This is a genomic window from Heliomicrobium gestii (assembly GCF_009877435.1).
GTDB lineage: Bacteria > Bacillota > Desulfitobacteriia > Heliobacteriales > Heliobacteriaceae > Heliomicrobium > Heliomicrobium gestii.
On the sequence record NZ_WXEX01000013.1, the window covers coordinates 88,111 to 113,870 of the forward strand.

General features: G+C 61.1%; 21 protein-coding genes and 2 tRNA genes. 19 read left to right on the forward strand and 4 right to left on the reverse strand.

Annotated features, from left to right (window positions below; all coding sequences use genetic code 11):
- Window positions 1-36 precede the first annotated feature (36 nt).
- The 6 genes from GTO89_RS14190 to GTO89_RS14215 all read left to right on the forward strand — a co-directional run bounded on the left by GTO89_RS14190 (window position 37) and on the right by GTO89_RS14215 (window position 4,964).
- Complete coding sequence (locus GTO89_RS14190; protein ID WP_161262756.1) at window positions 37-762, forward strand: CvpA family protein; 726 nt, start codon at window positions 37-39, stop codon at window positions 760-762.
- 106 nt (window positions 763-868) lie between these two features.
- Entirely contained in the window at window positions 869-2,326 is a 1,458-nt protein-coding gene (locus GTO89_RS14195; RefSeq protein WP_170294536.1) for an aminopeptidase, read from the forward strand.
- A 28-nt stretch (window positions 2,327-2,354) separates the two neighbouring features.
- Window positions 2,355-2,780, forward strand: a complete 426-nt coding sequence (yedF, locus tag GTO89_RS14200) for a sulfurtransferase-like selenium metabolism protein YedF (protein WP_161262758.1) — start codon at window positions 2,355-2,357, stop codon at window positions 2,778-2,780.
- 6 nt (window positions 2,781-2,786) lie between these two features.
- Window positions 2,787-3,815 (forward strand): HEAT repeat domain-containing protein, encoded by a 1,029-nt coding sequence (locus GTO89_RS14205; RefSeq protein WP_161262759.1) that lies wholly within the window; start codon window positions 2,787-2,789, stop codon window positions 3,813-3,815.
- Between the two features lie 8 nt (window positions 3,816-3,823).
- Complete coding sequence (locus GTO89_RS14210) at window positions 3,824-4,744, forward strand: mechanosensitive ion channel family protein (protein ID WP_161262760.1); 921 nt, start codon at window positions 3,824-3,826, stop codon at window positions 4,742-4,744.
- Between the two features lie 10 nt (window positions 4,745-4,754).
- The gene (locus GTO89_RS14215) at window positions 4,755-4,964 is read left to right on the forward strand and encodes a DUF951 domain-containing protein (protein ID WP_161262794.1); all 210 of its coding nucleotides are present in this window, start codon (window positions 4,755-4,757) and stop codon (window positions 4,962-4,964) included.
- Between the two features lie 106 nt (window positions 4,965-5,070).
- On the opposite strand, the gene GTO89_RS14220 is transcribed toward GTO89_RS14215, so the two are convergent.
- On the reverse strand, window positions 5,071-6,534 hold the full coding sequence (locus GTO89_RS14220; RefSeq protein ID WP_161262761.1) for a hypothetical protein: 1,464 nt from the start codon (window positions 6,532-6,534) through the stop codon (window positions 5,071-5,073).
- A 159-nt stretch (window positions 6,535-6,693) separates the two neighbouring features.
- On the reverse strand, window positions 6,694-6,837 hold the full coding sequence (locus GTO89_RS14225; RefSeq protein ID WP_161262762.1) for a hypothetical protein: 144 nt from the start codon (window positions 6,835-6,837) through the stop codon (window positions 6,694-6,696).
- 192 nt (window positions 6,838-7,029) lie between these two features.
- Here GTO89_RS14225 and ychF point away from each other — a divergent pair, with 192 nt between their 5' ends.
- Both ychF and GTO89_RS14235 read left to right on the forward strand, forming a co-directional pair.
- Entirely contained in the window at window positions 7,030-8,130 is a 1,101-nt protein-coding gene (ychF, locus tag GTO89_RS14230) for a redox-regulated ATPase YchF (protein WP_161262763.1), read from the forward strand.
- 112 nt (window positions 8,131-8,242) lie between these two features.
- The gene (locus GTO89_RS14235) at window positions 8,243-8,785 is read left to right on the forward strand and encodes a single-stranded DNA-binding protein (RefSeq protein WP_161262764.1); all 543 of its coding nucleotides are present in this window, start codon (window positions 8,243-8,245) and stop codon (window positions 8,783-8,785) included.
- A 190-nt stretch (window positions 8,786-8,975) separates the two neighbouring features.
- On the opposite strand, the gene GTO89_RS14240 is transcribed toward GTO89_RS14235, so the two are convergent.
- Window positions 8,976-9,578 carry a 3'-5' exonuclease gene (locus GTO89_RS14240; protein ID WP_161262765.1) on the reverse strand — a complete coding sequence of 201 codons (603 nt, stop codon included), beginning with the start codon at window positions 9,576-9,578 and terminating at the stop codon, window positions 8,976-8,978.
- A gap of 216 nt (window positions 9,579-9,794) precedes the next feature.
- Here GTO89_RS14240 and GTO89_RS14245 point away from each other — a divergent pair, with 216 nt between their 5' ends.
- The 6 genes from GTO89_RS14245 to dnaB all read left to right on the forward strand — a co-directional run bounded on the left by GTO89_RS14245 (window position 9,795) and on the right by dnaB (window position 21,419).
- Window positions 9,795-14,078 (forward strand): fibronectin type III domain-containing protein, encoded by a 4,284-nt coding sequence (locus tag GTO89_RS14245; RefSeq protein ID WP_161262766.1) that lies wholly within the window; start codon window positions 9,795-9,797, stop codon window positions 14,076-14,078.
- Between the two features lie 154 nt (window positions 14,079-14,232).
- Window positions 14,233-15,204 carry a YybS family protein gene (locus GTO89_RS14250; RefSeq protein ID WP_161262767.1) on the forward strand — a complete coding sequence of 324 codons (972 nt, stop codon included), beginning with the start codon at window positions 14,233-14,235 and terminating at the stop codon, window positions 15,202-15,204.
- Between the two features lie 23 nt (window positions 15,205-15,227).
- On the forward strand, window positions 15,228-17,279 hold the full coding sequence (locus tag GTO89_RS14255; RefSeq protein WP_161262768.1) for a DHH family phosphoesterase: 2,052 nt from the start codon (window positions 15,228-15,230) through the stop codon (window positions 17,277-17,279).
- Window positions 17,280-17,389: 110 nt separating this feature from the next.
- The gene (rplI, locus tag GTO89_RS14260; RefSeq protein ID WP_161262769.1) at window positions 17,390-17,836 is read left to right on the forward strand and encodes a 50S ribosomal protein L9; all 447 of its coding nucleotides are present in this window, start codon (window positions 17,390-17,392) and stop codon (window positions 17,834-17,836) included.
- 107 nt (window positions 17,837-17,943) lie between these two features.
- A complete protein-coding gene (gene lonC, locus GTO89_RS14265) occupies window positions 17,944-19,923 on the forward strand; it encodes a Lon family ATP-dependent protease (protein ID WP_161262770.1) in 1,980 nt (659 codons plus the stop codon).
- A gap of 158 nt (window positions 19,924-20,081) precedes the next feature.
- Window positions 20,082-21,419, forward strand: coding sequence for a replicative DNA helicase (gene dnaB / locus GTO89_RS14270; RefSeq protein ID WP_161262771.1), 1,338 nt, complete (start codon window positions 20,082-20,084; stop codon window positions 21,417-21,419).
- 114 nt (window positions 21,420-21,533) lie between these two features.
- On the opposite strand, the gene GTO89_RS14275 is transcribed toward dnaB, so the two are convergent.
- Window positions 21,534-22,112 carry a beta-class carbonic anhydrase gene (locus GTO89_RS14275; RefSeq protein ID WP_161262772.1) on the reverse strand — a complete coding sequence of 193 codons (579 nt, stop codon included), beginning with the start codon at window positions 22,110-22,112 and terminating at the stop codon, window positions 21,534-21,536.
- 465 nt (window positions 22,113-22,577) lie between these two features.
- Here GTO89_RS14275 and GTO89_RS14280 point away from each other — a divergent pair, with 465 nt between their 5' ends.
- From GTO89_RS14280 to scfA, 5 genes are all read left to right on the forward strand, one after another.
- Window positions 22,578-23,861 carry an adenylosuccinate synthase gene (locus tag GTO89_RS14280; protein ID WP_161262773.1) on the forward strand — a complete coding sequence of 428 codons (1,284 nt, stop codon included), beginning with the start codon at window positions 22,578-22,580 and terminating at the stop codon, window positions 23,859-23,861.
- A gap of 347 nt (window positions 23,862-24,208) precedes the next feature.
- Window positions 24,209-24,284, forward strand: a tRNA-Glu gene (locus GTO89_RS14285).
- 59 nt (window positions 24,285-24,343) lie between these two features.
- A tRNA-Asp gene (locus tag GTO89_RS14290) sits at window positions 24,344-24,420 on the forward strand.
- Window positions 24,421-24,643: 223 nt separating this feature from the next.
- On the forward strand, window positions 24,644-25,438 hold the full coding sequence (lgt, locus tag GTO89_RS14295; protein ID WP_161262774.1) for a prolipoprotein diacylglyceryl transferase: 795 nt from the start codon (window positions 24,644-24,646) through the stop codon (window positions 25,436-25,438).
- 150 nt (window positions 25,439-25,588) lie between these two features.
- Window positions 25,589-25,732, forward strand: coding sequence for a six-cysteine ranthipeptide SCIFF (gene scfA / locus GTO89_RS14300; RefSeq protein ID WP_012282115.1), 144 nt, complete (start codon window positions 25,589-25,591; stop codon window positions 25,730-25,732).
- The last annotated feature ends 28 nt before the right edge of the window (window positions 25,733-25,760 follow it).

Consider the following 25,760-nt stretch of genomic DNA (forward strand, 5'->3'; position numbering starts at 1 on the left):
AAAGGCCACCTTGCGGCGAAAAGGGGGTGACCCGCCGTGAACGCCCTCGATATCCTGATCGTGAGCCTGATAGCCTTCACCTTTTATCGGGGATACCGCCGGGGATTGCTGGCCTCCCTCTTGGGTGTGGGCGCCTTTTTTTTCGTCTTCCCCTTGGCGACGTCTCTCTATAAGCCGCTGGCGGAACTGCTCGACCGCCAGGTGGGGGCGGTGACGGCCTTGCAGGGATTTTTCCTGCAACGGTTCACCCCGTCGCTCCCGGCGGCCCAGGTGCGTCCCGATGTGGCGCCGAGCCTGAATCTGGAGCGGGTGCTCAAGGACCTGCCCTTGCCCGACTTTTACAAACAGGAGATGGCGAGGCAACTGTCCGACCTGAACATGGTCGCGCCAGAGGGCGTGCGAAACCTGGCCGAACTGGTCGCCAACTATGTGGCCCACTCGGTCTGGAACAGCATCATCTTTGTTCTCTTTTTTCTGGTGATGGCCCTCGGGGTGAAGATGGCCGTCGCCGGTTGGATCCGCCTGCGCGGCGACGGCTTTATCGGCAGGGCCGACAAGCTGCTCGGCGGGGTGCTCGTCTCCCTGACCGCCTGGGTGGTGACGGCGGCCGTCCTGTCCTGGTTTTTCGCCGGTCCTGTCGCCGGGGCGTCGCCGCTGCGGGTGGAGACACAGCCCTTGTACGAGACATCGCGGCTCATGCCCTATGTCAACGCGTCGAATCGGTGGATTGGCGAGCGCTTTACCGGCTACACTTTCCGGTGAACGACCACGTTGTGGCCGCCGGAGGCGACGGCGGCTCGCCGCCCCGGAGGGAATGCGTCCTGAAGCAGCCTGGAGCCCTTTCGTGGGAACAGAGAGGAGCGCGAATATGGAAAACAATGAAAACCACAAGGCAACAAACCCCCTGACCTGGCAGACCGAACCGGTCTGGGACCGCTTGAGCGCCGATGAACGCCAGCAGATGATGGCCTTTGCTGAGGGCTACCGTCGCTACCTGTCGACCGTCAAGACGGAGCGGGAGTCCGTCGAATACGTGGAGCAGCGCGCCCGCGCCCAGGGCTTTGCGCCCTTTGCGGAAAAGGCGGCCCAGGGGATCCAGGCCGGCGACAAGGTCTATTTCGTCAATCGCAACAAGGCCATCCTGCTCGTCCAGGTCGGCGCGCGCCCCCTGGCCGAGGGGATTTCACTCGTCGGCGCGCACCTGGACACGCCGCGGATCGACCTGAAGCCGAACCCGCTTTATCAGGACGAGAAGATGGCCCTCTTTAAGACCCATTACTACGGGGGCATCAAGAAGTACCAGTGGCTGACCATTCCCTTGGCCCTGCACGGCGTCACCATCCTTCCCGACGGCACAGTCCGCAGGATCAACCTGGGCGAGGCCCCAGAAGACCCCGTCTTCACCATCACCGATCTGTTGCCCCACTTGGCCAAGGAGCAGATGGAGAAAAAGCTCTCCGAGGCCATCGAAGGCGAGGGGCTCAATATCCTCGTCGGCGGTCTGCCGGCAGGCCAGGGAACGGGCGGAGCGGCAGCGGAGAAAGAGGCCAACCGCTTCAAGCAGGCCGTGCTGGAGATCCTGCACCGCCATCTGGCGATGACGGAGGAGGACTTCCTGTCCTCGGAGTGGCAGGCCGTGCCGGCCGGCGCGGCTCGCGACATCGGCTTTGACCGCGCCTTTGTGGGCGGCTACGGCCAGGATGATCGTGTCTGCTGCTACACGGCGGCGGAGGCGCTCTTCGACCGCGCCGGCGGCGGGCGCACCGCGGCGGTGCTCCTGGTGGATAAGGAGGAGACCGGCTCCGACAGCAACACGGGGATGCGGTCGCGCTTTTTTGAAAACGCCCTGTCCGAACTGATCTACGCCGCCACGCCGGGCGGCGATCGCATGCCGCCGGAACTGACCCTCCGGCGCTGCCTCTTCAATACGAAGGCCCTGTCGGCAGATGTGCTGGCGGCGATGGACCCCAATTACGGCGGCGTCCTCGACGAGCGCAACGCCGCGCGGATGGGCTTCGGCGTCGCCGTGGCGAGGTACACCGGCAGCCGGGGCAAGTACGGCACGTCGGAGGCGAACGCCGAATTCATGGCCGAAGTGCGCCGGATCTTCCAGACGGCAGGGATCGCGTGGCAAAGCGGCGAATTGGGCAAGGTGGACCAGGGCGGCGGCGGCACGATCGCCCAGTTTCTCGCCATCTACGGGATGGAAGTGCTCGATTGCGGCGTGCCCTTGTTGAGCATGCATGCGCCCTTTGAAGTGGCCCACAAGGCCGATGTCTATATGGCCTACCGGGCCTATAAGGCCTTTTTGGAGGGCGACGGCTGACCAGAAAATCGTTCCGGGGGGAGAATCCATGAGCAAAGAAACAGGCGCGGCGGCCCGGCCGGAAGCGCCCGTGATGGGAAAAGATCTGTCCGGCCTTTCGACGGCCTTTGCCTTGCCGGAAAATTCAGTGCTGTTGATGACGGCCGATCGCATCGGCCGGGGCGACGACGAACTGGGCAGGGTGCTCGTCAAGTCCTTTTTGTACACCCTGTCTCAGGCCGACGTGATCCCTAAGACGATCATTTTTCTCAACAGCGGCGTCCACCTGCCCTGTGAGGATTCGGAAACGCTGCAGAGTCTGCTGGCGCTGGAGGAGCGGGGCGTCGAGATCCTCAGCTGCGGCACCTGCCTCGACTTTTATAAACAAAAAGAAAAATTGGTGGCCGGCAAGGTGAGCAACATGTACGCCATCGTGGACATGCTGACCCGGTCCACCCATGTGGTCACCCTGTAAGCGGTGATGAGAAAAGAAAAGCAACCCTTCTGGCGGCGCTGGCAGCCCTGGCGCGCCTGGAAGACGGCGGCGCAAGACCCCGCCGCACAGGTTCGCCACATGTTGCGCGACCTGGGAGAGGGCATCGTCCCGCCACAGGAGCGGTTGGCCCAACTGCTGGCGGCGCCGCCAGAGGAGCGGAGCCGCTGGTGGCAGGAGGCTGTCGGGGCGGAAACCGCCGGAGCCGAAACTGCCGGAGCATCGGCGCCGGACGCCGGACCGGCCGCGCCGGCGAGCGTCGCCTGGCGGCTGGCGCGCATCCTCCAGTTGGAGCCCCATTGGCAGGCCGTCATGGCGGCGCCCCAATCAGGGCCGAAGGAACAGGTGATCGAGGCCGTGGGACCGCTGCTGCTGCCGGAGGCGTTGCCACTCTTGCAGGCGGCGGTCCTGGACCGGTCGCCTTCGGTCGGTCTGGCGGCGACGGCCTACTTGGCCCGGTCGGCCGACGCGCATGTAACGGCCTTCTTCCTCGACCTGCTCCAACGCCCTGACGGCGGCCCTTGGATCGACCGGGCCGCCCGGGGGTTGGCGGCGCGCCGTTCCATCGACGGACCGGCCATCTGGCGCCGCCTGCTGGCGATGACCGGCGACGGCCAGGCGTTGTTGCGCCTGCGCGCCTGGGAGGTGCTGGCCTCTTTCGGACCGCCGGCCGAGGGGGAAGCGGTGGAGCACCTGGAGCCGTGCCTGCGGGCCGCTCTGGGGGATCCCGACGCGGCGGTGCGGGCTCGGGCGGCCGAAGCGACGGGGCTCTTGGCCCGCGGAGGATTGGCCCTCGAACTGGTGGCCGCCGCTCGTGACGGCGACGCCCGCGTGCGGGCCGAAGCGGCCCGCGCCCTGGGGCGGCTGGCCGCCCTGGATCTGATGGGGAGTGAGGGCGCGGACGCCGGGAAGACCCGGGAGGCTGTCCGGCAGGCGCTCACCGACTGCCTGGCCGACGAAGACTACCGGGTCAGCGGATGCGCCCGGCAAGCGCTCCATTACATAGCAGAGGCGTGAGGTGAGATATGCTGAACTGGTTGTCCGAGTTCACCCATGGGCGGGCGGTGGCGATGGGGCTAGGGGACTGGGCGCAGCCGATCGCCGCCTTTGTCACAGGAGCGGCCCACCTGCTCTTCGCCCTCTTTCTGGCCTGGATCGCGCTGCGCTTCGGCGACAAGGCCATCGATCAGGTCTTTCGCCAGCGCCTCGGTATCCACATCATCGATGAAAAGCGGGGCGCCACCCTGGCGTCGCTGTTGAAGAGCCTGCTCTTTTACAGTGTCTTTTTCATCGTCGCCCTGGAGATTTTGAACACCGTCTTTGGCGTGCAAACGCAGGCGCTGCTGGCCGGCGCCGGCGTCGTCGGCGTGGCCGCCGGTTTTGGCGCCCAGAGCCTCGTTCGCGACGTGATCACCGGCTTTTTTATCATCTTCGAAAACCAGTACGCCGTCGGCGAGTTTGTCACCATCGGCAAGTACATGGGCGTCGTGGAGGAGATCGGCCTGCGGGTGACCAAGGTCCGCGACCTGACGGGCGAACTGCACATCATCCCCAACGGCCAGGTCAAAGAGGTGAGCAACCGCAGCCGCGGTCCCATTCAAGCCCTCGTCGACATCGGCGTCGCCTATGAAGAGGACATCGACCGGGCGCTGGTGGTCCTCGAAGCGGCGGCGAAGGAACTGGCCGCAGAATGGGCCGATCAGATCACAGATGGACCGACGGTGCTCGGCGTCACCAACCTGGGGCCCTCGGAAGTGGTGATCCGCGTGACCGCCAAAACGGCGCCCCTGGAACAGTGGCGGGTCGAGCGGGAGATGCGGCGGCGTTTCAAGGCGGTCCTGGACCATGCCGGCATCGAGATTCCCTATCCGCGGCAGGTGCTGGTCCCCTACGGACGGAGTTCCGCCGTTGAGATGGCCACGACCGGCGACGGTTCCCGCAAATGAGGTGAGCGAGATGGCCCATTTCTCCATCGGCGACAAGGTTCGCCTGCGCAAGACCCATCCCTGTGGGTCCACGGACTGGGAGATCACCCGGACAGGCATGGATTTTCGCATCCGCTGCCTCGGCTGTGACCACCAGGTGCTGATCCCGCGGGTGAAGTTTGAAAAAGCGGTCAAAACGGTCATCGCCCGCGTGGGCGAGCCTGAGCCGCCCAAAAAATAAAGCGCATCCCGCCGGCAGGGCGCGGGATGCGCTTTTTTCCATTATCCAGGCAATACTAGCGGGTGGAGGTGATCCGCCCATGGGCGTTGATCGCAAGAAACTGGCCTTATTGCTGTTCGAGACGGCTGCGGAGATCCGCTGGGAGCGGGCGGAAGAGGCGGCCTGCCGTGCCCGCCGGTGTCGCGTCGGCGACACGGTTGGCGCTGTCGTCGCGTCCCCTGTCCCGGAAAAGGAGGCGATCGAGGGGGCTGCCGTCGTTGCTCCCCTTGGCAGCGGCGACAGCGGCCTTGTCGCCGGGCGGGTGGACCGAAGGGGCGACAGCAGCCGTCCGGCTTCCCTGGTCGCCGCCGGTGTGTCCGGCCGTTCCTTCCCCGACATTCCGGTAGTCGTCGAGACGCCAATGACCGTCTTTGTAGACCAGCCGCACCCATAACTCATAGTCGACGCTTTTTTCCAGTCGCCGGTTGTTGACCTGGTAAGAGCTGAAGGTGCTCACATCGGCGACGGCTTCCACCGTATTGTCGTGGGGCTCGATCGCCACATCGCGCACGAGAAAGACGCGGATATTGAACTCCGGCTTTTCAAACTGTTTGTAGCGGGAAAAGAAACCCTGCCAGTCGTGGATCGCCTGTTCCGCATCGTCACGGCGGGGAGAGGCGTCGGTGAGGGCCTCCTCGATGAGGTGCTTATCGTTTGTGGTAATGGCTTGTCCCAAACGGGTAAAGTCCCCCTGTATATGGGTCCGCACCACCTTGGCCGCCTGGGTGTATTCAGCCAGGCGTTCCGGCGGGTAGGCTTCCGGCGGGGTCAGGTAGTGGTCCCAGGCGCGGTTCAGGCCCCAGATCAGGCCCGCCCCCAGGGGGATCAGGAGCGCCGCGGCGAGGCCGTAGGCGACCCAACGGCTTTTGAAGAGTTGGGCCGGCCATTGGCGCAGTGTCGAAGTCACGCCGGCAACAAAGCCGGTCCGCGTCGCCGGCGGCGCGTTGCCCGATTCTGCCGTTGGCGCGGCCGGATCGGCGGCGGCATTGGCGATGGCGGGGGCAGCGGCGGCAACGGCGCCGGAAGCAACGCCGATAGGCGCGCCGAGGTCTGCGCCAAGGACGTCACCAAGGCCCTCACTGAGAGGGTCGCGGGATGAGCTGTCAGAGGAGCCCCTGATGCCAGTCAGGGCTTCGAGACCATCGGAGGGTCCGTCCAGCGCGCTGGGGATCCCACCGAGCCCCCCGAAGCCATCCAAGCCATCCAAGCTACCCAAGCCGTCTAACCCATCCAATCCACCCAGGGCGTCTAGCCCAGTTGAACCGTTCGATTCCGCCGCTTCTGATGCGCTCGGCCCCGTGAGTTCACTCGAACTGCCGGGGGTTTCTCCCGGGGCGGTGGCGAAATCCCCGCCTTCGGGATAAACATCACCAGCGCCAGCGGGGCTAAGGGATTCATCGGACGGCGGTGACGCCGTCTCCGGGGAAGCCGATGCTTCCTCAAGGCGTTGCAAATCCGCCTCCAGATCGGCGAGGGAGAGACTGTCAATATTCAAAGCTTCGTCAAAAGGAGAGTGTTGCTCATCGGCCATGATCGTAGCTCCTTATTGCGCAGCGATTGATACAGGAGATGTCACGATTATTGTACTATAACCGATAGGGAGATGGACTTAAATTCTCTTAAAAATGTCGTAAAAAAACGTCATCAAAAAAAAGGATCGCCTGTCAAAGACATCCCTTATCGCAAATATTCAATCGTCCTTGAAGATGGAGCCGAAGACAACAAACAACACGATGATTCCCAGCACAAGGAGGACCTGCCCCTTGTCGTCTTCCAGATAGTCCTTCCAGCGGTCCAACTTGCCGAACCAGTCGGAACTGCTTTGCTTGGCCATGGTTGCACCTCCCCAAAAGGGTTCTCAGCACAACCTATGCCGCAAGCGATCGTCCGGCAACACCGTATTTTGCGCCCGAATGTCCGCGTCCACCGGCTTCTCGCTTCTCCCTTGCGCCGGTCTTGCAATCCCCCAGGCCTTGGTCTAAACTAAACGGTGGCAAAGTGTAAATTTCATCGGGAGTTGATCGTTGTGCCGGTCCAGGCGGGTATCGTCGGGTTGCCCAACGTGGGCAAATCCACCTTGTTCAATGCCATCACCAAGGCGGGCGCGGAGGCCGCCAATTATCCCTTCTGCACCATCGAACCGAACGTGGGCGTGGTGGAGGTCCCCGATCCCCGGTTGGACAAGCTGACCGAAATGGTCAAACCGAACCGGGTGGTTCCCGCTGTTGTGCGGTTTGTTGATATCGCTGGTCTGGTCCGGGGCGCCTCCAAGGGCGAAGGGCTTGGCAACAAGTTCCTGTCCCACATCCGCGAGGTGGACGCCGTGATCCATGTGGTTCGCTGTTTCGAAGATCCCGACGTGACGCACGTCGATGGCAAGGTGTCACCCTTGCGGGACATCGACACGATAGAGCTCGAACTGATCCTCTCCGACTTGGAGACGGTGGAACGCCGCATGGATCGGGTGCAAAAGATGCTCAAATCGGGCGAGAAGAAAGCCCAGGAAGAGATGACTGTGCTGCAGAAACTGCGGGCCGCCTTTGAAGACGAGAAACCGGCCCGGTCCATCGACTGGACGCCGGAAGAGGCCGAGATCGTCCGCAACCAGTTTTTGTTGACGAGCAAGCCCCTCCTCTACGTGGCCAACGTCTCTGAAGAGGACGTGGGCAAGGCGGACAACCCGCTGGTCCAGGAGGTGCGCGCCCGGGCAGAGCGCGAAGGCGCCGGCGTCGTCGTCATCTGCGCCAAGATCGAAGCGGAGATCGCTGAGTTGACCGATCCGGAGGAGCGCGCTGTTTTCCTGGAGGATCTGGGCCTGGAAGAATCAGGTCTCGATCGGCTGATCCGGGAGACCTACACCCTGTTGGGACTGATCACCTACTTCACCGCCGGTGTGCAAGAGGTCCGCGCCTGGACGATCACCCGCGGGACGAAGGCGCCCCAGGCGGCCGGTGTCATTCACACCGATTTTGAGCGCGGCTTCATCCGGGCCGAGGTGACGGCCTATGATGATCTGGTGAGCTGCGGCAGCCAGACGGCGGCTCGTGAAAAGGGCGTCCAGCGCCTCGAAGGCAAGGAGTATGTCATGAAGGACGGCGACGTGGTCCACTTCCGCTTTAACGTGTGATCGAGCCGACCGAAACGGCCAGGGATCATCGTAGAATTTGCGGAAGGCCGTTGCTTCCCATCGAATCAGATGATAAAATTGAAAATAAATGGAATGAAAAGGAGAAATTGCCATGTTGAACCGGGTAATCCTCATCGGCCGTCTCGGCAGGGATCCGGAGCTGCGGCACACCAACAGCGGCACACCCGTTTGCTCCTTCAGCATCGCCGTCGACCGTCCCCAGTCGTCAAACCAGCGCCAGGCGGGCGCTGAAAAGGTTACCGACTGGTTTACCGTCAACGTGTGGAACCAACAGGCGGTCACCTGTTCCCAGTACTTACATAAGGGCCGTCTCGTGGCCATCGACGGTCGCCTGCAAACCCGTTCCTGGACGGACCAACAGTCAGGGCAGAAGCGCTCTGTCGTCGAGGTTGTCGCCGATACGGTGCGGTTCCTCGAACGCGGCGAAGGGCAGGGCGGCGCAGGCGCTGCTGCCGGCGCCGGCATGGGCGCTGGGGCTGGCGGTTATGGCGGTTCAGCCGCAGGCGGCGGGTACGGAAGCGGAGGAGCCTCCGGTTTCGGCGCGCCAGCAGGGGGCGGTTATGGCGGCAGCGGCTCCTTCGGCAGCGAGATCTCCTTCCCCGATCCGCCGGGAGAAGACGATCTGCCGTTCTAACAGGCGATCAGAGGGAACCGGACACCGGTAGAACTCGGTTGGCGAGGATACATGTATTCTATGACGAAACTTTTGTAAAAAAAGGGCTTGTGCCTATGCATTGTCGTATAGGCGCAAGCCCTTTTTTAGCGGGAGGGTCTGGATGGAGCGGATCAGATCAGAACGATGACCACGCTACGCGTTTTTTTGTTTAACCGATAACAGGGGCTCCACCGGATAACGTTGGACTCATGCCGGTTTCCTCTGGTTTTGTCAGATATGTCTTCAGCGAGAGTTTTTGAATGAGCCCGTTTACGGATGTCATCTTATGAACCCGCAACGACTGGAGGACGATCTGCGCCGACGCATAGGCGTCATCACAGGCGTCGTGGTGGTTCAGTTGCACGCCGAGGAATTCCGCCACCGTGTTCAGCTTGTGGTTGCGCAGGGACGGCCAGGTCTTTCGCGCGGTCTCCACAGAGCAGATATAGCGGGCATCGGGAAGCGAAAGGCCGTAGTGTCGCAGGGTGTTCTCCAATACGCTCTTATCAAAGGTCGCGTTGTGAGCCACCAGCAGTTGACCTTGCAGGTAGGGGCGCAAAGTGGGCCAGAGCATGTCGAAGGTGGGCTCGTCCTTCACCTGTTCGGCCGTGATGCCGTGGATGTATGTAAAGGGAAAGTAGAGCACCGGCGGCCGGATCAGCCAGGAGCAGCTTTCTGCGACCTTGCCGCCGGCCACGACGGTGAGGCCGATGGCGCAAGCGCTGTTGCGGGCGCTGTTGGCGGTTTCAAAGTCAATGGCGGTAAAATCCATGATGGTCCTCCTCAAGAAAAGGCGGTAGGTCCAGCGTGAGCGGGTGAACGCTCAAGCTGGGTTCAGCGTATACCAGAAACCGGCCCCATGTCAAACCGGTCAAAGGGGCACGATCCTTCCTGTCGAATATTTTCTAAATTGTTAGTATTCTCATTGATGGTGTCCAGACATCGATAGTAAAATGATGGTATAAAAAAGATCAGGGGAGTTGCGGCAATGAAAAAGAAACATTTCGCAAGCCTGACTGTAGGGCTGTCCGTGTTGCTCAGCCTGCTGAGCCTTGCGGGCCTATGCCCAACTGGATTCGCGCAGGACAGTGAACAACTGCCGGTGGGTTACAGGGCCTCCGAAACAGCCAGCCCCAATGGCGATATCGCCATCGAAGTAAAAGACGGCGAAAATTGGGTGTATGCCGTAAAGATACCCTTTGACCAATATCTGCGTGCAGGCCGCGCCAATCTGGCCGCCCTTCTCCCTGATCCAAAGGCGCCGGTGAGCATTCGCCTGACAAAACACGGCGGCGGGAGCGCCCATCTCGATGCGGCGCAGTTGGGCGGACTTTCTCCTTCCGCAACGACATCCCCAAACAGCCTGGCGCTAAAAAAACTGAGCCAACAAGACGACGATGTGTTGGAACTCCCGGAAAACGGTCTGGAAGTGACCTTTCCCGCCGGTCGGAGCGATTCAATCATCGCGATCAGCGGCAGAATTGAAACCGCTACGATCAGCAAGACGCCCTTTCAGTTCCCGCTGGAAAATACATACCGGGAAATGACCGTCGACTCCGCTTTCTACGCCTACAACATGGGCTCGGTCAAGGGCCGCCTGACGGTTGACGGCGATATCAGCGAGGTCGATCAAAGCGCGCCGTTCATCAAGGAATACGTCACACCAGGCTCCGGTCATCCGCCGGGCTACACCTATGCCTGGGTCATGAACGATGAACAGAACCTCTATGTCGCCATCGACTTTACGCCGGACAACACCATGGATGGGGATAAGGATTATACGAAGGTATATGTAAAAACGCCGGCGGGGCTGAAAGCCTATAAGGTGTCTGTGCCGGAAGCTACCTGGGGTCGGCCCGGTTTTGTATACACCGACAAGGTGGCGTACCAGCACAAGGTGTACGAGTTTGCCATCCCCTTTTCCGAGATCGGCGTCGACCCGGAACAACGGGAGATCCAATTGGCCTTTGCGGCGTACGGCACCGCCACGCCGGGAGACCGGATGCCGGCCATCGCCTATGACCCCCAAGCGAACCGATACCTCAGCCTGTACACCAATATTGGCTATTCCGGGCAAAAGTTAGTAGGCAATCTTATCGACGCCCAGGGGGCGCTCGTGAATGGCGCTGGGTTTCCGATCAGTGAGGCCATCGGGTTCCCCGATCCAAATGATGAATCGGTATCTGTCGTTCGCGGTGTTTACGGCGTTGATACCCCCAGCTTTCTCGCGGCATGGCCCAGTTATATCAACGATGAAAATGGCTTTAAGAATGTGATCGCCAGTCAATTCATTCGCGCGAGCGACGGTTCCCCTTTGGGCAACACCACAGTGGTCACGGACGTGTATGCCATCCCCACAGATCAGCATGCCGCTGTCGCTTATGACCCGATCAACCACCGTTACCTGGTGGTGTGGGAGGATGACCGCGATCAGCCCGCCGGGTACCGGAGCTACGATATATATGGGCAGTTGCTCAATGGGGACGGAACGCTTCGGGGCGGGAACTTCGTCATCTGTAACAACGGTGATCAGGATGATGTCTACATGACGGCGAATCAATATGACCCTGTTGTGGCCTTTGACAGCCAAAACGAAAAGTACTTGGTGGTCTGGCAGGATTTTCGCAGTTTCCACCACAACGATATCTACGGTCAGTTTGTTAACGCCGACGGCGCCTTAGCCGGACCGGCGAGCGCGATCAATATGCCCATCTCGACCTCTGCCGAGGAGAAGTACGATCCGGCCTTGGCTTATGATGATATGAATCACCGGTTTTTGGTGGTTTGGCAGCAGGGAGATTACGGAAGTCAGGATATTTACGGAAAGCTGATCAGTGTCAGCAGCAGTTCACCGCCTGCTTCACTGCCTGACCTTCCGATTAGCACTGCGCCCAATAACCAGTCAAACCCCGCTGTCGCGTTTAACAGCACCGATCAGAAGTTTTTGGTTGTTTGGAGCGACGAGCGAAACACGTCCACGAACCAGGACATCTACGGTCAACTGGTCAACGCCGACGGTTCGTTGGATCCCGCTGGGGGAAGCAGCGCCGCCAACCGGGTGATCCAAGCGACGACAGAGAGAGAAGTTGGGGCCTCGGTGGCGTACAATCCCCATGACAACAATTTCTTGGTTGCCTATACCGATTCCGGAACGAGCCTGTACTCTCTGGAATATACCCAGTTTCCGCCGCCGCCAAGCGACTTGCAAGTCGTGAGCCTCTCCAGCGACGGGATGCAGGGCGACGACTCATGCCAAAATCCCTGCGCCAGCGCCGATGGGCGATACGTCGCGTTCTCCTCCTCGGCCGATAACCTCGTCAGCGGCGATACCAACAATTCAAGGGACGTTTTTTTGCGCGACCGGCAGACGGGAGAAACGATCCGGGTGAGCGTCTCTTCTGAAGGCGTTCAGGGAGACGGAGACAGCGACTACCCCTCCATTAGCGCCGATGGCAACCGCGTGGTCTATCGATCGTACGCCACGAACCTGGTAAGCGGCGACAGCAACAACAAGAGCGACATTTTTCTTTATGACAAATTGAGCGGTCACACGACGCGGGTCAGTGTCTCCACGACAGGCGCCCAGGCGGACGGCGATAGCGATGATCCTGTGATCAGCGCCGACGGCAAGCGGGTGGCTTTCGACTCGCCCGCCACCAACCTGGTCGCCGGCGACACGAATGGGGTCTGCGATGTGTATGTGCGCGATCTGGTCAATGGGGAGACGGGCCGGGTCAGCGTCGCTTCTGGCGGCGCCCAGAGCGACGGCAACAGCAGCTGCCCGAGCATCAACGCCGACGGGCGGTTTGTGACCTATTCCTCTGACGCCACCAATCTGGTTGCCGGCGACAATAACGCGGCGGGAGACGTTTTCCTCCATGACAGGCAAACAGGCGCCACCACGCTCGTCAGCGTCGCCAGTGACGGAAGCCAGGGCAATCGCGGCAGCAGATCGGGATCCAGAATCAACGCCGACGGCCGGTTTGTGGCCTTCGATTCGGAAGCCACCAACCTGGTGAGCGGGGATACGAACGAACAAGGGGATGTGTTTGTCCGTGATGTGCTCAACGGCGTGACCACCCGGGTCAATGTGGCTTCCAATGGCGCGCAGGGGGACACGTACAGCTTCGTCCGAAGCATCAGTCCCGATGGACGCTATGTGACCTTCGATTCCGGCGCGACGACACTGGTGACGGGGAACACCAACGGCTACCTGAACAGCTTTGTTCACGACCGGCAGACAGGAGAAACCACCTGCATCAGCAAGACCCCCTCCGGGGGACTGGGCGACGGATCGAGCGCAGATCCCGTTATCGTCGCGAACGGCAATGTGGTTTTTTCCTCCGGCGCCACCAACTTGGCGCCTGGGGACAGCAATAGCTGGGACGATATTCTTATGTACACAGGCCCATTGTTTTCAGCGCGGAACGATGACAGCGCCCCCGTCTGGTCTGGAGGGGAGCTTACGGTCACCGACATCAATGAGACCAGCGTAAAAATCACCTGGCCGGCAGCGAGTGACAATGTCGGCGTGACGAATTACCGCCTGTATAAGAACGGCCTCGTTGAGAACACCGTCGCCAACACGGGGGAAGCGACGATCACGAACCTGTTGCCAGGTTCCGTCTATACCTTTGCCGTGCAAGCCGGCGATGCGGCAGGCAACTGGAGTGTCGCCGGACCTCAGAAACAGGCGCAAAAAGGGTTCGGGCTGCGAGCGGGGACGCTCGATTCGTACGCCTATGCGATCGGTCCCGGCGATGCCCACCAGACGGGGTTGACAGCGAAGTACAACGACGGGTCGAGCCTGGATAAATCGCAGGTTGCGACCTACTCCTCTTCGAACCCCGCCGTGGCCTCGGTGGACGCATCGGGCCGGGTGATCGCCCATGAACAGGGAACGGCGCTGATCCGGGCGGAGTATGGCGGAAAATCGGTTGCCGCCTTCGTTGCCGTCGGACCTGCGCGCGCTTATCGCTTCACGGTCAATCCAAGCAGTGTGTCGGTGACGGGCGGTCACATCCATGTGCCCGTCTACGTGACGGGGGCTTCGGCCGAATCGGCGCCGGCGAAGGCGCTCTTCACCCTCTTGGCCGATGGCGTTCCGGTGTCCACGACGCAGCAAGACATCGCCGGCAATGGGATGGCAAATGTGTCTTTTGACCAAGTGGCCTACCAACAGGATAAAGCCTACCTGGTCAGGGTCCTGATCTGGGACTCTGGCGAGACCATGCATCCACAGGCCTGGCCGCTGACGATCCCTGTGCCCTGACCGCAACTCCATGGGTAAATCCGGTCCTGGTGTGGCAAAATACCTGTCGCATCCACATAAATCCGCAAGGGGAGCAGCGTGGCTCCCCTTTTTGCGCAGGGCGGGGAAGGAAATTGCGGCGTAATCCCCGAATTGTCCATATTGAGGTGAGAGAATGCCGATTCGTGGAATGATGGAGGGGGCCATGCTGGCGGCCTTGACGGCTGTTTTGGCGCTCTTGGGTGTATTCATCCCCCCTTTTTCGCTGTTGACCAACCTGATTTGGACCATCCCCATCGTCGTCGCCATCGCCCGCAACGGCTGGACTGTCGGGGTGGTGACCTTGGCGGCGGCCATCACCGTTATCGCCCTGATGGCGGGAATCTCCACGGCGCTGATCCTGCTGATCCAGTTCGGTGGTTTGGGACTCATTTACGGGATCGCCTTCCGGCACGGCTGGTCGACGATTCGCGCCTTTTTCGGCGGCGCCGTCGTCGTCGCCCTGTCCTTTGTCGCCTTCCTGGCCCTTTTCTTCGTCTTGACCGGTCTCACGCCGGAGAGCTTGTCCCAGCAGGTGGACAGCATCCCCAATGCCGTCATCGAGATGTACCGGAGCGCCGGACTCTTCGAGAAGTACGGCGAGCAGGGCGTCACCGAAGAAAGTGTGCGGGTGTTGTTCTCGTCGATCATCTTGTTTTTTAAGCAGATGTTTCCCAGCATCCTTGTCACCTACGCCATGCTGACGGCGGCGACGAACCTGCTCCTCTCCCGGTGGATGCTCCGGCGCATCGGGCAACCGGTTACGGCGCAGCCTCCCTTTCGGGAGTGGCGTCTCCCTTGGCAGGCCGTTTGGGTGGTCATCGCCGGCCTCGCCGCCGCCCTGGCGGGGGACTATTGGCAAATCCCCGCGCTGGGGACCGCCGGGATCAACGTCCTCTATATCTGTTACCCGGTGCTGCTGATCCTGGGCTTCGCCGTCGTCGCCTATCTGCTCAACAAATACGTCCTGTCGCCCTTCGTCCTCTCCATCGTGGCTGTGCTGATTTTTCTGTTTCCATCGTTGGCGCTCACCTTTGTGGCCACCGTCGGTCTCTTCGATCTGGTCTTTGACTACCGCGCCAAGATGGACAAAATCCAGGGCGCTTGAAGCGCCGGATGGGGGAAGAGGGTATGCTTCCCGGAATGAAATCGCGCCTCTCCTTTTGGCTGCTCGCCATTCCCGCCGTCGCCGGCGCCGGAGTGCTCATCGCCATCCTCGCCCCGGTGCACCGCGCCATCGCGGGCGCGGTGGCGGCGCTGCTGGTCGGCGTGCTCTTTTTCGCCGTTGAAAGCGCCTACCGCTGGCGGCGACAAGCGGAAACGCGGCTGAATCACTTGCAGGAACAACTGGAGTCATCGGGCGCTGACCTGTTGGCCCACCTGCCCCTCGGTCTCGTCTATATCGACAGCAACGGCGCCCTGTTGTGGCACAATCCCGAGTTCGCCCGCATGCTCGGCCGCGAGGGGTATCGCTTCAAGGGGAAACTGCGCAGCCATCTCCCGGAACTGCACTTCAAGAAAAACTCCGGCTTTTCCGAACTGGTGGCCAGCCGCCTCGTCATCCGCGACCGGCAGATCAAGGTCTCGCTCCGTTCCGGACCGGAAGAAGGGCGACGCCTGCTGGCCTTTGACGATGTGACCGAGTACGAACAACGGGCCGCCCGCGAGGAAGGTCCGGTCATCGGTCTCTGCATCATCGACAACTTCGACGAGGCGATGGCGCCGCTGGAGGATGAGAACAAGTTCGCCGTCGCCGCCGAGATCGACAAGCTGCTCAACGAGTGGGCGCTGGGCTTTGAAGGCTACATCCGCAAGGTGTCCGAAGACCGCTACGTGCTGCTGATGACCGGATCCGGCTTGCGGATCTGTCAGGCCCACAACTTCGATGTTCTCGATCGCATCCGGGCGATCCGGCTGGAAAACCGCATCGCCATCACCCTCAGCATCGGCCTCGGCGTCGGCGAGGATTCGATGGCCGATCTGGGCCGGTTGGCCCGGAACGGCGTCGACCTGGCCATGGAGCGCGGCGGCGACCAGGTGGTCGTCAAGTCGGCCGAGCGGGTCTACTTCTACGGCGGCAACACGGAGGCCGTGGAAAAGCGCACCCGCGTGCGCGCCCGCGTCGTGGCCAAGTCGCTGCGGGCCTTGATCCTGGGGGCCGATAACGTGGTCATCCTGGGCCATGAACAGGCCGACCTCGACGCCGCCGGCGCTGCGATCGGTCTCTCCCGCGCCGTCGCCGCCCTCGACAAGCCCGTCTCCGTCGTTCTCGACACCCGCGGCGGCGCACTGGACCGGCTGATGCCCTATGTGCAGGCCAGCGCCGAGTTGGACAAAACGCTGGTGTCCCTGGAAGAGGCGCCGGACTTTGTCAATGCCGGGACGCTGCTGGTCGTGGTGGACACCCACAAGCCCTCGCTGCTTCCCGATCGCAGCCTCTTGGACCGCGCCGGCCACGTGGTCATCATCGATCATCACCGCCGCGGCGAGGAGTTTATCGAAAAAACCAGCCTCGTCTACCTGGAGGCCTATGCCTCGTCGACCTGTGAACTGGTGGCGGAAATCCTCCAATACCTCAAAGAAGACCTGGAATTGGGCAAAATCGCCGCTTCGGCGCTCTTGGCCGGCATCACCGTCGACACGAAGCATTTCGTTTTCATGACCGGGGCGAGGACCTATGAGGCCGCCTCGTACCTGCGGCGCTCCGGCGCCGACCCGCAGCTTGTCCAGACGATCCTGCGCGATCCCATGGAGACGGTCGTCCGCCGGGCGGCCATCATCGGCGGGGCGGAAGTCCACTTCGGCCACATCGCCATCGGCGTTCAAGCGGAAGCGACGCCGTGCGCCACCGTCATCTCGGCCCAGGCCGCCGACGAACTGCTCGAGGTGGAGGGGATCCAGGCCTCATTCGTCCTGCGGCCCTTCCCGAAGGGGACGGCCGTGTCGGCCCGCTCCCAGGGCGAAGTCAATGTGCACGCCATCTTGGAGCGGCTCGGCGGCGGCGGTCACCTGACCATCGCCGGCGCCCAACTGGCCGGACTCACCCTGGCCGAGGCGAAGGAAAAACTCCTCGCCGCCATCGGCGCCTACCTGGATCAGCAAAAAGAGCAAAAAGCGCTGGCTGAGCGCGACCACCCGGCCGAGGGCGCTGACACCGCTGTTAAGCGGGAGGGCAAGCGCTAAGGCTGACGCCAACGAGATAGGCGAAAAAGCAGACATCTGGCCGACACCTATAGATATGTGTCGACAGATGCGATACATTGGATAGAGGACATTTTTGAGGAGGAACGAACATGAAAGTCATCTTGCAGCAAGATGTAAAAAACTTAGGAAAAAAAGGCGACATCGTCGATGTGGCCGAGGGATATGGACGCAACTTCGTTCTGCCGCGCGGGCTGGCCATTGAAGCGACGCCGGCGAACCTGAAGAACCTGGAGCGGCTGAAAGCGATCGAGGCGAAGAAAAAAGAGCAGGAACTGATCGACGCCAAGGAACTGGGCGCCAAACTGGCGGGCATCACCGTCAAGGTCGGCACCAAAGCCGGCGAGGGCGGCCGCCTGTTCGGCGCTGTCACCAACAAGGAGATCGCCGAGACGGTGGAAAAGCAGTTCGGCCTCAAAGTGGACAAGCGCAAGTATGAACTGAAACAGCCCATCAAGACGCTGGGGGTTTACCCCATCACCGTTAAAATTCACCCTGCCGTGTCGGTGGAACTCAAAGTCGACGTCGTCAGCGAATAACTATCCTGTGGGCTCATCCCATTTTCCCTGCGCCACCGTCACCTTGCTGTTGCGGGGTTGACCAATGGGGAGGTTTTTTTCCGCAGGAAGGAGCAACGACAGCATTCATGAAAAAAATTATGGAGACCTTGAACCGGACGAGGTTGAGCCAACTGATCAGCCGCCGTTCCGATGAGGATTTGCTGGCCCATCAGGTCGACGCGCTCTTCGGCACCCTCTCCGACATCTATGGCGCCGATAAACTGGTGTTGCGGGCGAGCAAGCTGGAGATCCTGCCGCTGATGCGTTCCAACCAACTGGAGGAGCGCGTCTGGGCCTTGCAGCGCCTGGTCCTGCACGGACCGGCGCCGCAGAAACCGCCGACAGCCAAGGAGATCCCCCAGATCCTCAACGAGATCGAAGACGAGATCGCCGGCATCATCGCCCGGCGCTCCGTCGAGGACAAACTGGAAAAGCTCGTGGCCGACAAGATGCAGGAGCGCCACGAGGAGTACATGCGCGAGATCAAGATGCAGGTGCTGAAGGAGACGGGCGGCCCCGAGAACGCCCAGACCCTCAAGCGCCTGGCCCAATTGGAGAAGATGAACAACGTCACCCTGGCCCGTTCGGCCATGGAGATGTTGCGGCCGCAGCAGTTGAACGAGGTGGTGGGGCAGGAGCGGGCCGTCCAGGCCATCCTCTCCAAGCTGGCCTCCCCCTATCCCCAGCACATCCTCTGCTACGGACCGCCCGGCGTCGGCAAGACGACAGCGGCCCGGTTGGCCTTCCAGGCCGCCAAGGGACGGAGCGTCACCCCCTTCCCGGAGGAGGCGCCCTTCATCGAGGTGGATGGCACCACCCTGCGCTGGGACCCCCGGGAGGTGACCAACCCGCTCCTGGGCTCTGTCCATGACCCCATCTACCAGGGCGCCCGGCGCGATCTGGCCGACACGGGCATCCCCGAACCCAAATTGGGCCTCGTCAGCGACGCCCACAGCGGCGTCCTCTTCATCGATGAGATCGGCGAGATGGACCCCATGCTGCTCAACAAGCTGCTCAAGGTCCTGGAAGACAAGCGCGTCAGCTTCGACTCGGCCTATTACGATCCCCTTGACCCGAACGTGCCCCAGTGGATCAAAAAGATCTTTGATGAGGGCGCGCCGGCCGACTTCATCCTCGTCGGGGCCACCACCCGCGGCCCGGGGGAGTTGAACCCGGCGTTGCGCTCCCGCTGCGCCGAGATCTTCTTTGAGCCCCTCACCCCGTCCGACATCAAAGACATCATCGAAAATGCAGGCCAGCGCCTGGAGGTTCGCCTCGAAACCGGTGTGGCCGAACTGATCGCCGAATACACCATCGAAGGCCGCAAGGCGGTCAATCTCCTGGCCGACGCCTATGGTCTCGCCCTCTTCCGTCGCGAAGAGGCCGAAGCGGGAGGAGAGAACGGTGATGAGGAAAAGACGCCGTTGATAGGCGTCACCTGTGACGATGTCCTCGAAGTGCTGCGCACGGCCCGCCTCAGCCCCTATGTGACCCGCAAGGGCGAACACAAGGCGGAAGCGGGTCGCATCTTCGGCCTTGGTGTCGCCGGCTTCGTCGGTTCCGTGCTGGAGATCGAAGCGGTCGCCTTCCCCGCCAACGGCGAGGGCAAAGGCCATATCCGCTTCAACGACACGGCCGGCAGCATGGCCAAAGACTCCGTCTTCAATGCGGCCTCCGTCTTTCGTCGCCTCGCCGGGAAGGAATTGGCCGATTTTGACCTCCATGTCAACGTCGTCGGCGGCGGGAACATCGACGGCCCATCGGCCGGTTTGGCCATCTTCCTCTCCGTCTACTCGGCCATCCAGGAGCTTCCCCTCTGGCAGGACGTGGCCGTCACCGGCGAGATCTCCCTGCGCGGCGGCGTCAAAGCCGTCGGCGGGATTTTTGAAAAGATCTACGGCGCTCGCCAGGCCGGCATCCGCCGTGTCCTCATCCCCAAAGAAAACGAAAAGGATGTCCCCTCCGGCCTGACCGGCATCGAGGTCATCGCCGTGGAAACCGTCGACGAGGCCTTGGCCCTGATCCAGGCGGGTCCCGCCGTCGTCTCGACGGGACAAGCATCGTAAAAAGGGATGCCATCGACCAGGCGGCGCGAAGGGTCATATTGACATCCATCCGGCGGCCATAGGACAATAGAAAGCGTCGACACCATAGCAAAAACCCGGGCCGAAACGTCCCGGGTTTGCCCGCTTTTTGATGCGCGGAGGGAGTACATACAAACGCCATGAGCAGCCTATTTGACCGCCTGCCTCCCCAAAATATCGAAGCCGAACAGTCGGTGCTGGGCGCCATGCTCTTAGACGCCGAGGCCGTCTACAAGGCGACAGAACTGCTGAAGCCGGAGGACTTCTACAAAGAAGCCCACCAAACCGTCTTTCGCACCTTGCAAACCCTCTCCCAAAGGGGCGAGGCCGTCGACCTGGTCACACTGACGGAGGAACTCCGGCAGACGGGGAACCTGGAGCGGGTCGGCAGCATCCCCTACCTGATCGAACTGGGGAACGTGGTGCCGACAGCGGCCAACGTGGAGCATTACGCCAAGATCGTCGCTGAAAAGTCCCTGCTTCGCCAGATCATCCGCGCCTCCACCCGCATCACCCAGAAGGGCTATGACGGCGCCGAAGAAGTGGATCAACTGCTCGACGAGGCGGAGCAGGCCTTCCTGGATATCGCCCAGCGCCAAGCCCGCGACGGCATGGTCCCCCTGCGGGATGTCCTGGTGGCCACCCTGGACCACATCGAGCACCTCTACAACCGCAAGGGCGACGTGACCGGCGTGGCCACCCACTTCCGGGAGTTGGACCGGATGACCTCCGGTCTCCAGCCGTCAGACCTGATCATCGTCGCCGCCCGGCCGGCCATGGGGAAGACGGCCTTCTGCCTGAACATCGCCCAAAACGCCGCCGTCCGGGACAAGGTGCCTGTGGCCCTCTTCAGCCTCGAAATGTCGCGGGAACAGTTGGTCCAGCGGATGCTCGCGTCGGAGGCGCTTCTGGACCAGCAGCGGCTGCGCACCGGCGCCTTGACCGAACAGGACTGGGACACGTTGACCAACGCCATTCCCCCCTTGTCGGACGCGCCCATCTACATCGACGACACGGCCGGCATCACCGTCATGGAGATGCGGGCCAAGTGCCGGCGCCTTAAAACGGAGAAAAATCTCGGCCTCATCGTCATCGACTACCTGCAGTTGATGCAGGGCGGCGGCGGCGGCCGGCGTTCGGAAAACCGGCAGCAGGAGATCTCCGAGATCTCCCGCTCCTTGAAAGCCCTGGCCCGCGAACTGAACGTGCCTGTCGTGGCCCTCTCGCAGCTCTCCCGTTCGGTGGAACAGACGACAGACAAGAAGCCGAACCTGAGCCACCTGCGCGAATCGGGCGCCCTCGAGCAGGACGCCGATATGGTCATGTTCATCTACCGCGAGGAGTATTACATCCCCGATACGGAGAAGAAGGGCATCGCCGAGATCATCATCGCCAAGCACCGGAACGGCCCCGTCGGTTCGGTGGAACTGGGCTTCCTGAAGGAGTTCACCAAGTTCGTCAACCGCGATTACCGGTGATTACCGGAATTTCGTACGAACAATTGCTTGCAAGGATGCTGGAAAATCGTCGGGATCCCGGGTGAGCGCGAGCATCAAAAAAGGCCAACCGCAGCGGTTGGCCCTTTTCTGATCTTATTTTGCGACCCCCTCATAGCCGTCGACTAGGATCTCAATCTCTCCCGACTGGGGATCAAACATGAGGCCATGGATGGGGACATCTTTGGGGATCAAGGGGTTGGTGCGGATGCGGGCGACAACCTCGCGCACGTTTTCGCAGGGGTGGTGGAACCGATCGATCCAGGAGGTGAGTTCCTGATCGACCATATAGAGGGCATCGGGCGAGATGCCGCGAGCCAGCATCTTGGACTTTAACCCTTCGGCGGACGTGTTCGCGATCCCGCAGTCCTTATGGCCGATGACCATGACCTCTTCCACACCCAGTTCAAAGATGGCAACCACGAGGCTGCGGATCGTCGCTTCAAAAGGGCCGGTCACCGAGTTGCCGGCGTTTTTAATCATTTTCGCCTCACCGCGACGGATGCCCATGGCAGGCTCAAGAAAGTCCACGAGCCGCGTATCCATGCATGTGAAGATGGCCAAGCCCCGGCTCGGCGTCTTCGTCACAGGAGCGCAGTCGGAATGGACAAACTCCTCGGGTAAGCGCCGCATGAATTCACGGTTGGCGGCGAGAATCTGTTCCAGTCGGCTCATCGTGCATCTCCTTTACCCTATTTCCGATTTCTTCCTGTACGAAAGATCGTAATAGGTATTCGCCTTTCCGTGAGAGAATCCTGCTGGTCCCGGTCGGGAGTCTGCAGGTCGCCGTCGCCCCGCTGGCTATCCTTGACTTGTGGCGGCGATATTTGGTAACATAGATAGGGCTAGCCCCTTGCGCCCGCAAGGGGATTTTGACGGAAACTGTGGCCTCGCCACAGTTTTTTATTGCCCGGGAATACTAGCGAAAAGTGGAACACCGTACAAGGCGTTCGTGGTTTCCCGTCAGGGTGCATTCAGGGTTTACTCACCTACCGCTTTATAGTATGGTGTAGTGGTGAAGTCCCGGCGGACAGCATGTTTGCCAGGGTCCGCAAAAACCGGCAGCGTTGATAAAGCCCTTCCGTCGCTCACCCGATCGGGAGGCTTTTGATAAATCGAAATGAGATGGGGGTACCGGGTATGTCATCGGTCGTAGTCGTCGGCGCCCAGTGGGGCGACGAAGGTAAAGGGAAGATCACCGACTTTCTGGCCCAAAATGCGGACGTTGTCGCGCGCTACCAGGGAGGTAACAATGCGGGACATACGGTGGTCGTGAAAGGGAAGGAGTTCAAACTCCACCTGATCCCCTCGGGCATCCTCTACCCCGATAAAACCTGCATCATCGGCAACGGTGTCGTCGTCGACCCCGGCGTGCTGATTGAGGAACTGAAGTACCTGGAAAGCGAGGGCGTCTCAGCCGACAACCTGCGCATCTCGGGACGGGCCCATGTGATCATGCCCTACCACCGCCGCCTTGATGAGGTGGAGGAAGATCGCCGCGGCGCCAATAAAATCGGCACGACCAAACGGGGCATCGGTCCCTGCTATGTCGACAAAATCGCCCGTGTGGGCATCCGCATGGCCGACCTGCTCGATCCGGAAGAGTTCCGGGCGAAGCTGGAACAAAACGTGGCCGCCAAAAACGAACTCTTTGAGAAGGTCTACGGCGTCGAGGGTTTTGACGTGCAGGCGATCTTTGATGAATACCGGGCCTACGCCGAACGGCTCCAGGCGTACATTGTCGATACGTCGGTCCTCCTCGATGACGCCCGCAAAGCCGGCCGGCACATCCTCTTTGAAGGCGCCCAGGGAACGCTGCTCGACATCGACCACGGCACCTATCCCTTCGTCACGTCGTCCCATCCCATCGGCGGCGGCGCCACCGTCGGCTCCGGCGTCGGCCCGACGACGATCAACAAGGTCCTCGGCGTCGTGAAGGCCTATACGACCCGTGTCGGCGAAGGTCCCTTCCCGACGGAACTGAATGACGAGATGGGCGACCAGATCCGGCAGGCCGGCCATGAGTTCGGCACCACCACCGGCCGCCCTCGCCGTTGCGGCTGGTTTGACGCCGTCATCATGCGCTACTCCGTCCGCGTCAGCGGTCTCACCTGCATGGCTGTCACCAAGCTGGACGTGCTCGATCAACTGCCGGTGATCAAGATCTGTGTGGGCTACCGGTATCGGGGCGAAGTGCTCGAACACTTCCCCGAAAGCCTGAAGAAGCTGGCCGAGTGTGAACCGGTGTACGAAGAGATGCCCGGTTGGATCTGCGACACCACCGGCTGCCGCACCATGGCGGAACTGCCGGAAAAGGCGCGCCGCTATGTGAAGCGCATGGAAGAACTCTGCGGTTGCCCCGCTTCGATCGTGGCGGTTGGCCCCGATCGGGAGCAGACGATCGTCGTGGAAGAAGCGTTTTAAAAAGCTTATTGGCTGGAACCGTTCGGAAAGCGAGCGGAAACGAAGCGGGCTGTCCCGACCATAGGGGCAGCCCGCTTCAATTTCGCTGTCCGGCCCAGGACCAACGATTTTATCGCGTCAGAGTCGATTGAGAATGAAATCGCAATAGAATATCCCCCGTAGGTTAACGATTGGACGGAAGTAACTCTTTTTCCGTTGACGGAATAGTCATATAAAAGAACTGTTTGTAACTTGCGGTCAAAGTATTGACAGGCAAAAGTGTCATCAGTATACTTCATACTTGGTAAGCGTCCTTTACGCAACGGCCAACCGCAAACAGGCGGTCCATGGGCCGGGCATGGAGAAAGGGCCCGTTGGTCAAGCGGTCTAAGACACCGCCCTTTCACGGCGGTTACAGGGGTTCGAATCCCCTACGGGTCACCATTCTTTTTTTGAAAATCCTGTTGCTTAGGTCTGGCATGGGGGTTCTCAGGGCATAGGATGGAGCAGTGGTGTAGAGGCCTAACATGCCAGCCTGTCACGCTGGAGATCGCGGGTTCGAATCCCGTCTGCTCCGCCAGTTCATACGCTTACAAAGGGCTCGTTTTCAGTATTTAGCTGGGGGCGGGTTCTTTTTTGTCGCTTTTTCAACGGCCTGGACCAACGAACCGCTCCGTTCCTTGACTTTTGCCGGGAACGGGGTATTCTAATAGAAGAAGATGGAAGAAAAATCTCTTTCCATCGGTCATCGATTCCATCGCCTTTGATTGGCAACGCAATCGCTCATGAAGGAGGCTCTCAACTTGCCTGATCCGATCGCATTTTATATCGGCGACCAGCCGATCCGTTGGTACGGGATCCTGATCAGCAGCGCCCTGCTCATCGGCACCTTGCTGGCCCAGCGGGAGACGGTGCGCCACCGGATTGACCCCGATTTCCTCTACAACCTGATCCTGTGGGCGACGCCGCTGGCCCTGCTTGGCGCGCGCGCCTATTATGTCATCTTCAACTGGAAGTACTACGCCAATGACCTCGGCGAGATTGTGGCCATCCGGCACGGCGGATTGGGGATCTTCGGCGCCCTGATCGTCGCCTTTGCGTTCAGCTGGTATTACACGCGCAAGCATGGCGTATCTTTTTGGGAGATGGCCGACATCGCCGCGCCGTCGCTCATCCTCGGCCAGGCCATTGGCCGCTGGGGGAACTTTTTCAACCAGGAGGCTTACGGCTACCCGACCGATGTCCCTTGGGCGATGATGATCGATGGAGAGATGCGTCACCCCACCTTCCTCTACGAGTCGATTTGGGACATCGTCGGTTTTCTCCTGCTGCTTGTCTTGCGCCGCCGCCCCTGGATGCGCCGCGGCGAGGTCTTTCTTTTCTACCTGGCCTATTACTCCCTGGGGCGATTCTGGATCGAGGGGCTGCGCATGGACTCGGAGATGGTCGGCGACTTCCGGTTGCCCCAACTGTTGAGCCTGGCCTGGATGGCCTTTGCCGTCGCTGCCTACTACTACCGGCGGAAAAGGGGCTATGCCGATGAACCGGCCACGCCGACCACGCCAGAGTCGGCGAACCTTGAGACGAAGCGGGGCTGACGACCACGCCGTTTTCGCGCCCCATCCCCGCCGTGACGGGAATGGGGGTCATTCTTTGCCCGATTTGCCGGGAACGCTTTACCCTGGCGGTGGAAAGTGCTATAATACCAACGGATTTTTGGCTAGGGAAGGACAAGGGGGGAATAATCTGTGAGCAAACATATCGTCACTGTGCAGAAAGGCGCTCTGCAGGCCACGGCCCAAACCGGCGGCTGCGGCGAATGCCAGACCTCCTGCCAATCGGCCTGCAAGACCTCCTGTACCGTAGGGAACCAGGTTTGCCAGAAAGGCTAAGGTCGAATCGTCATATAGGACCGAAAAA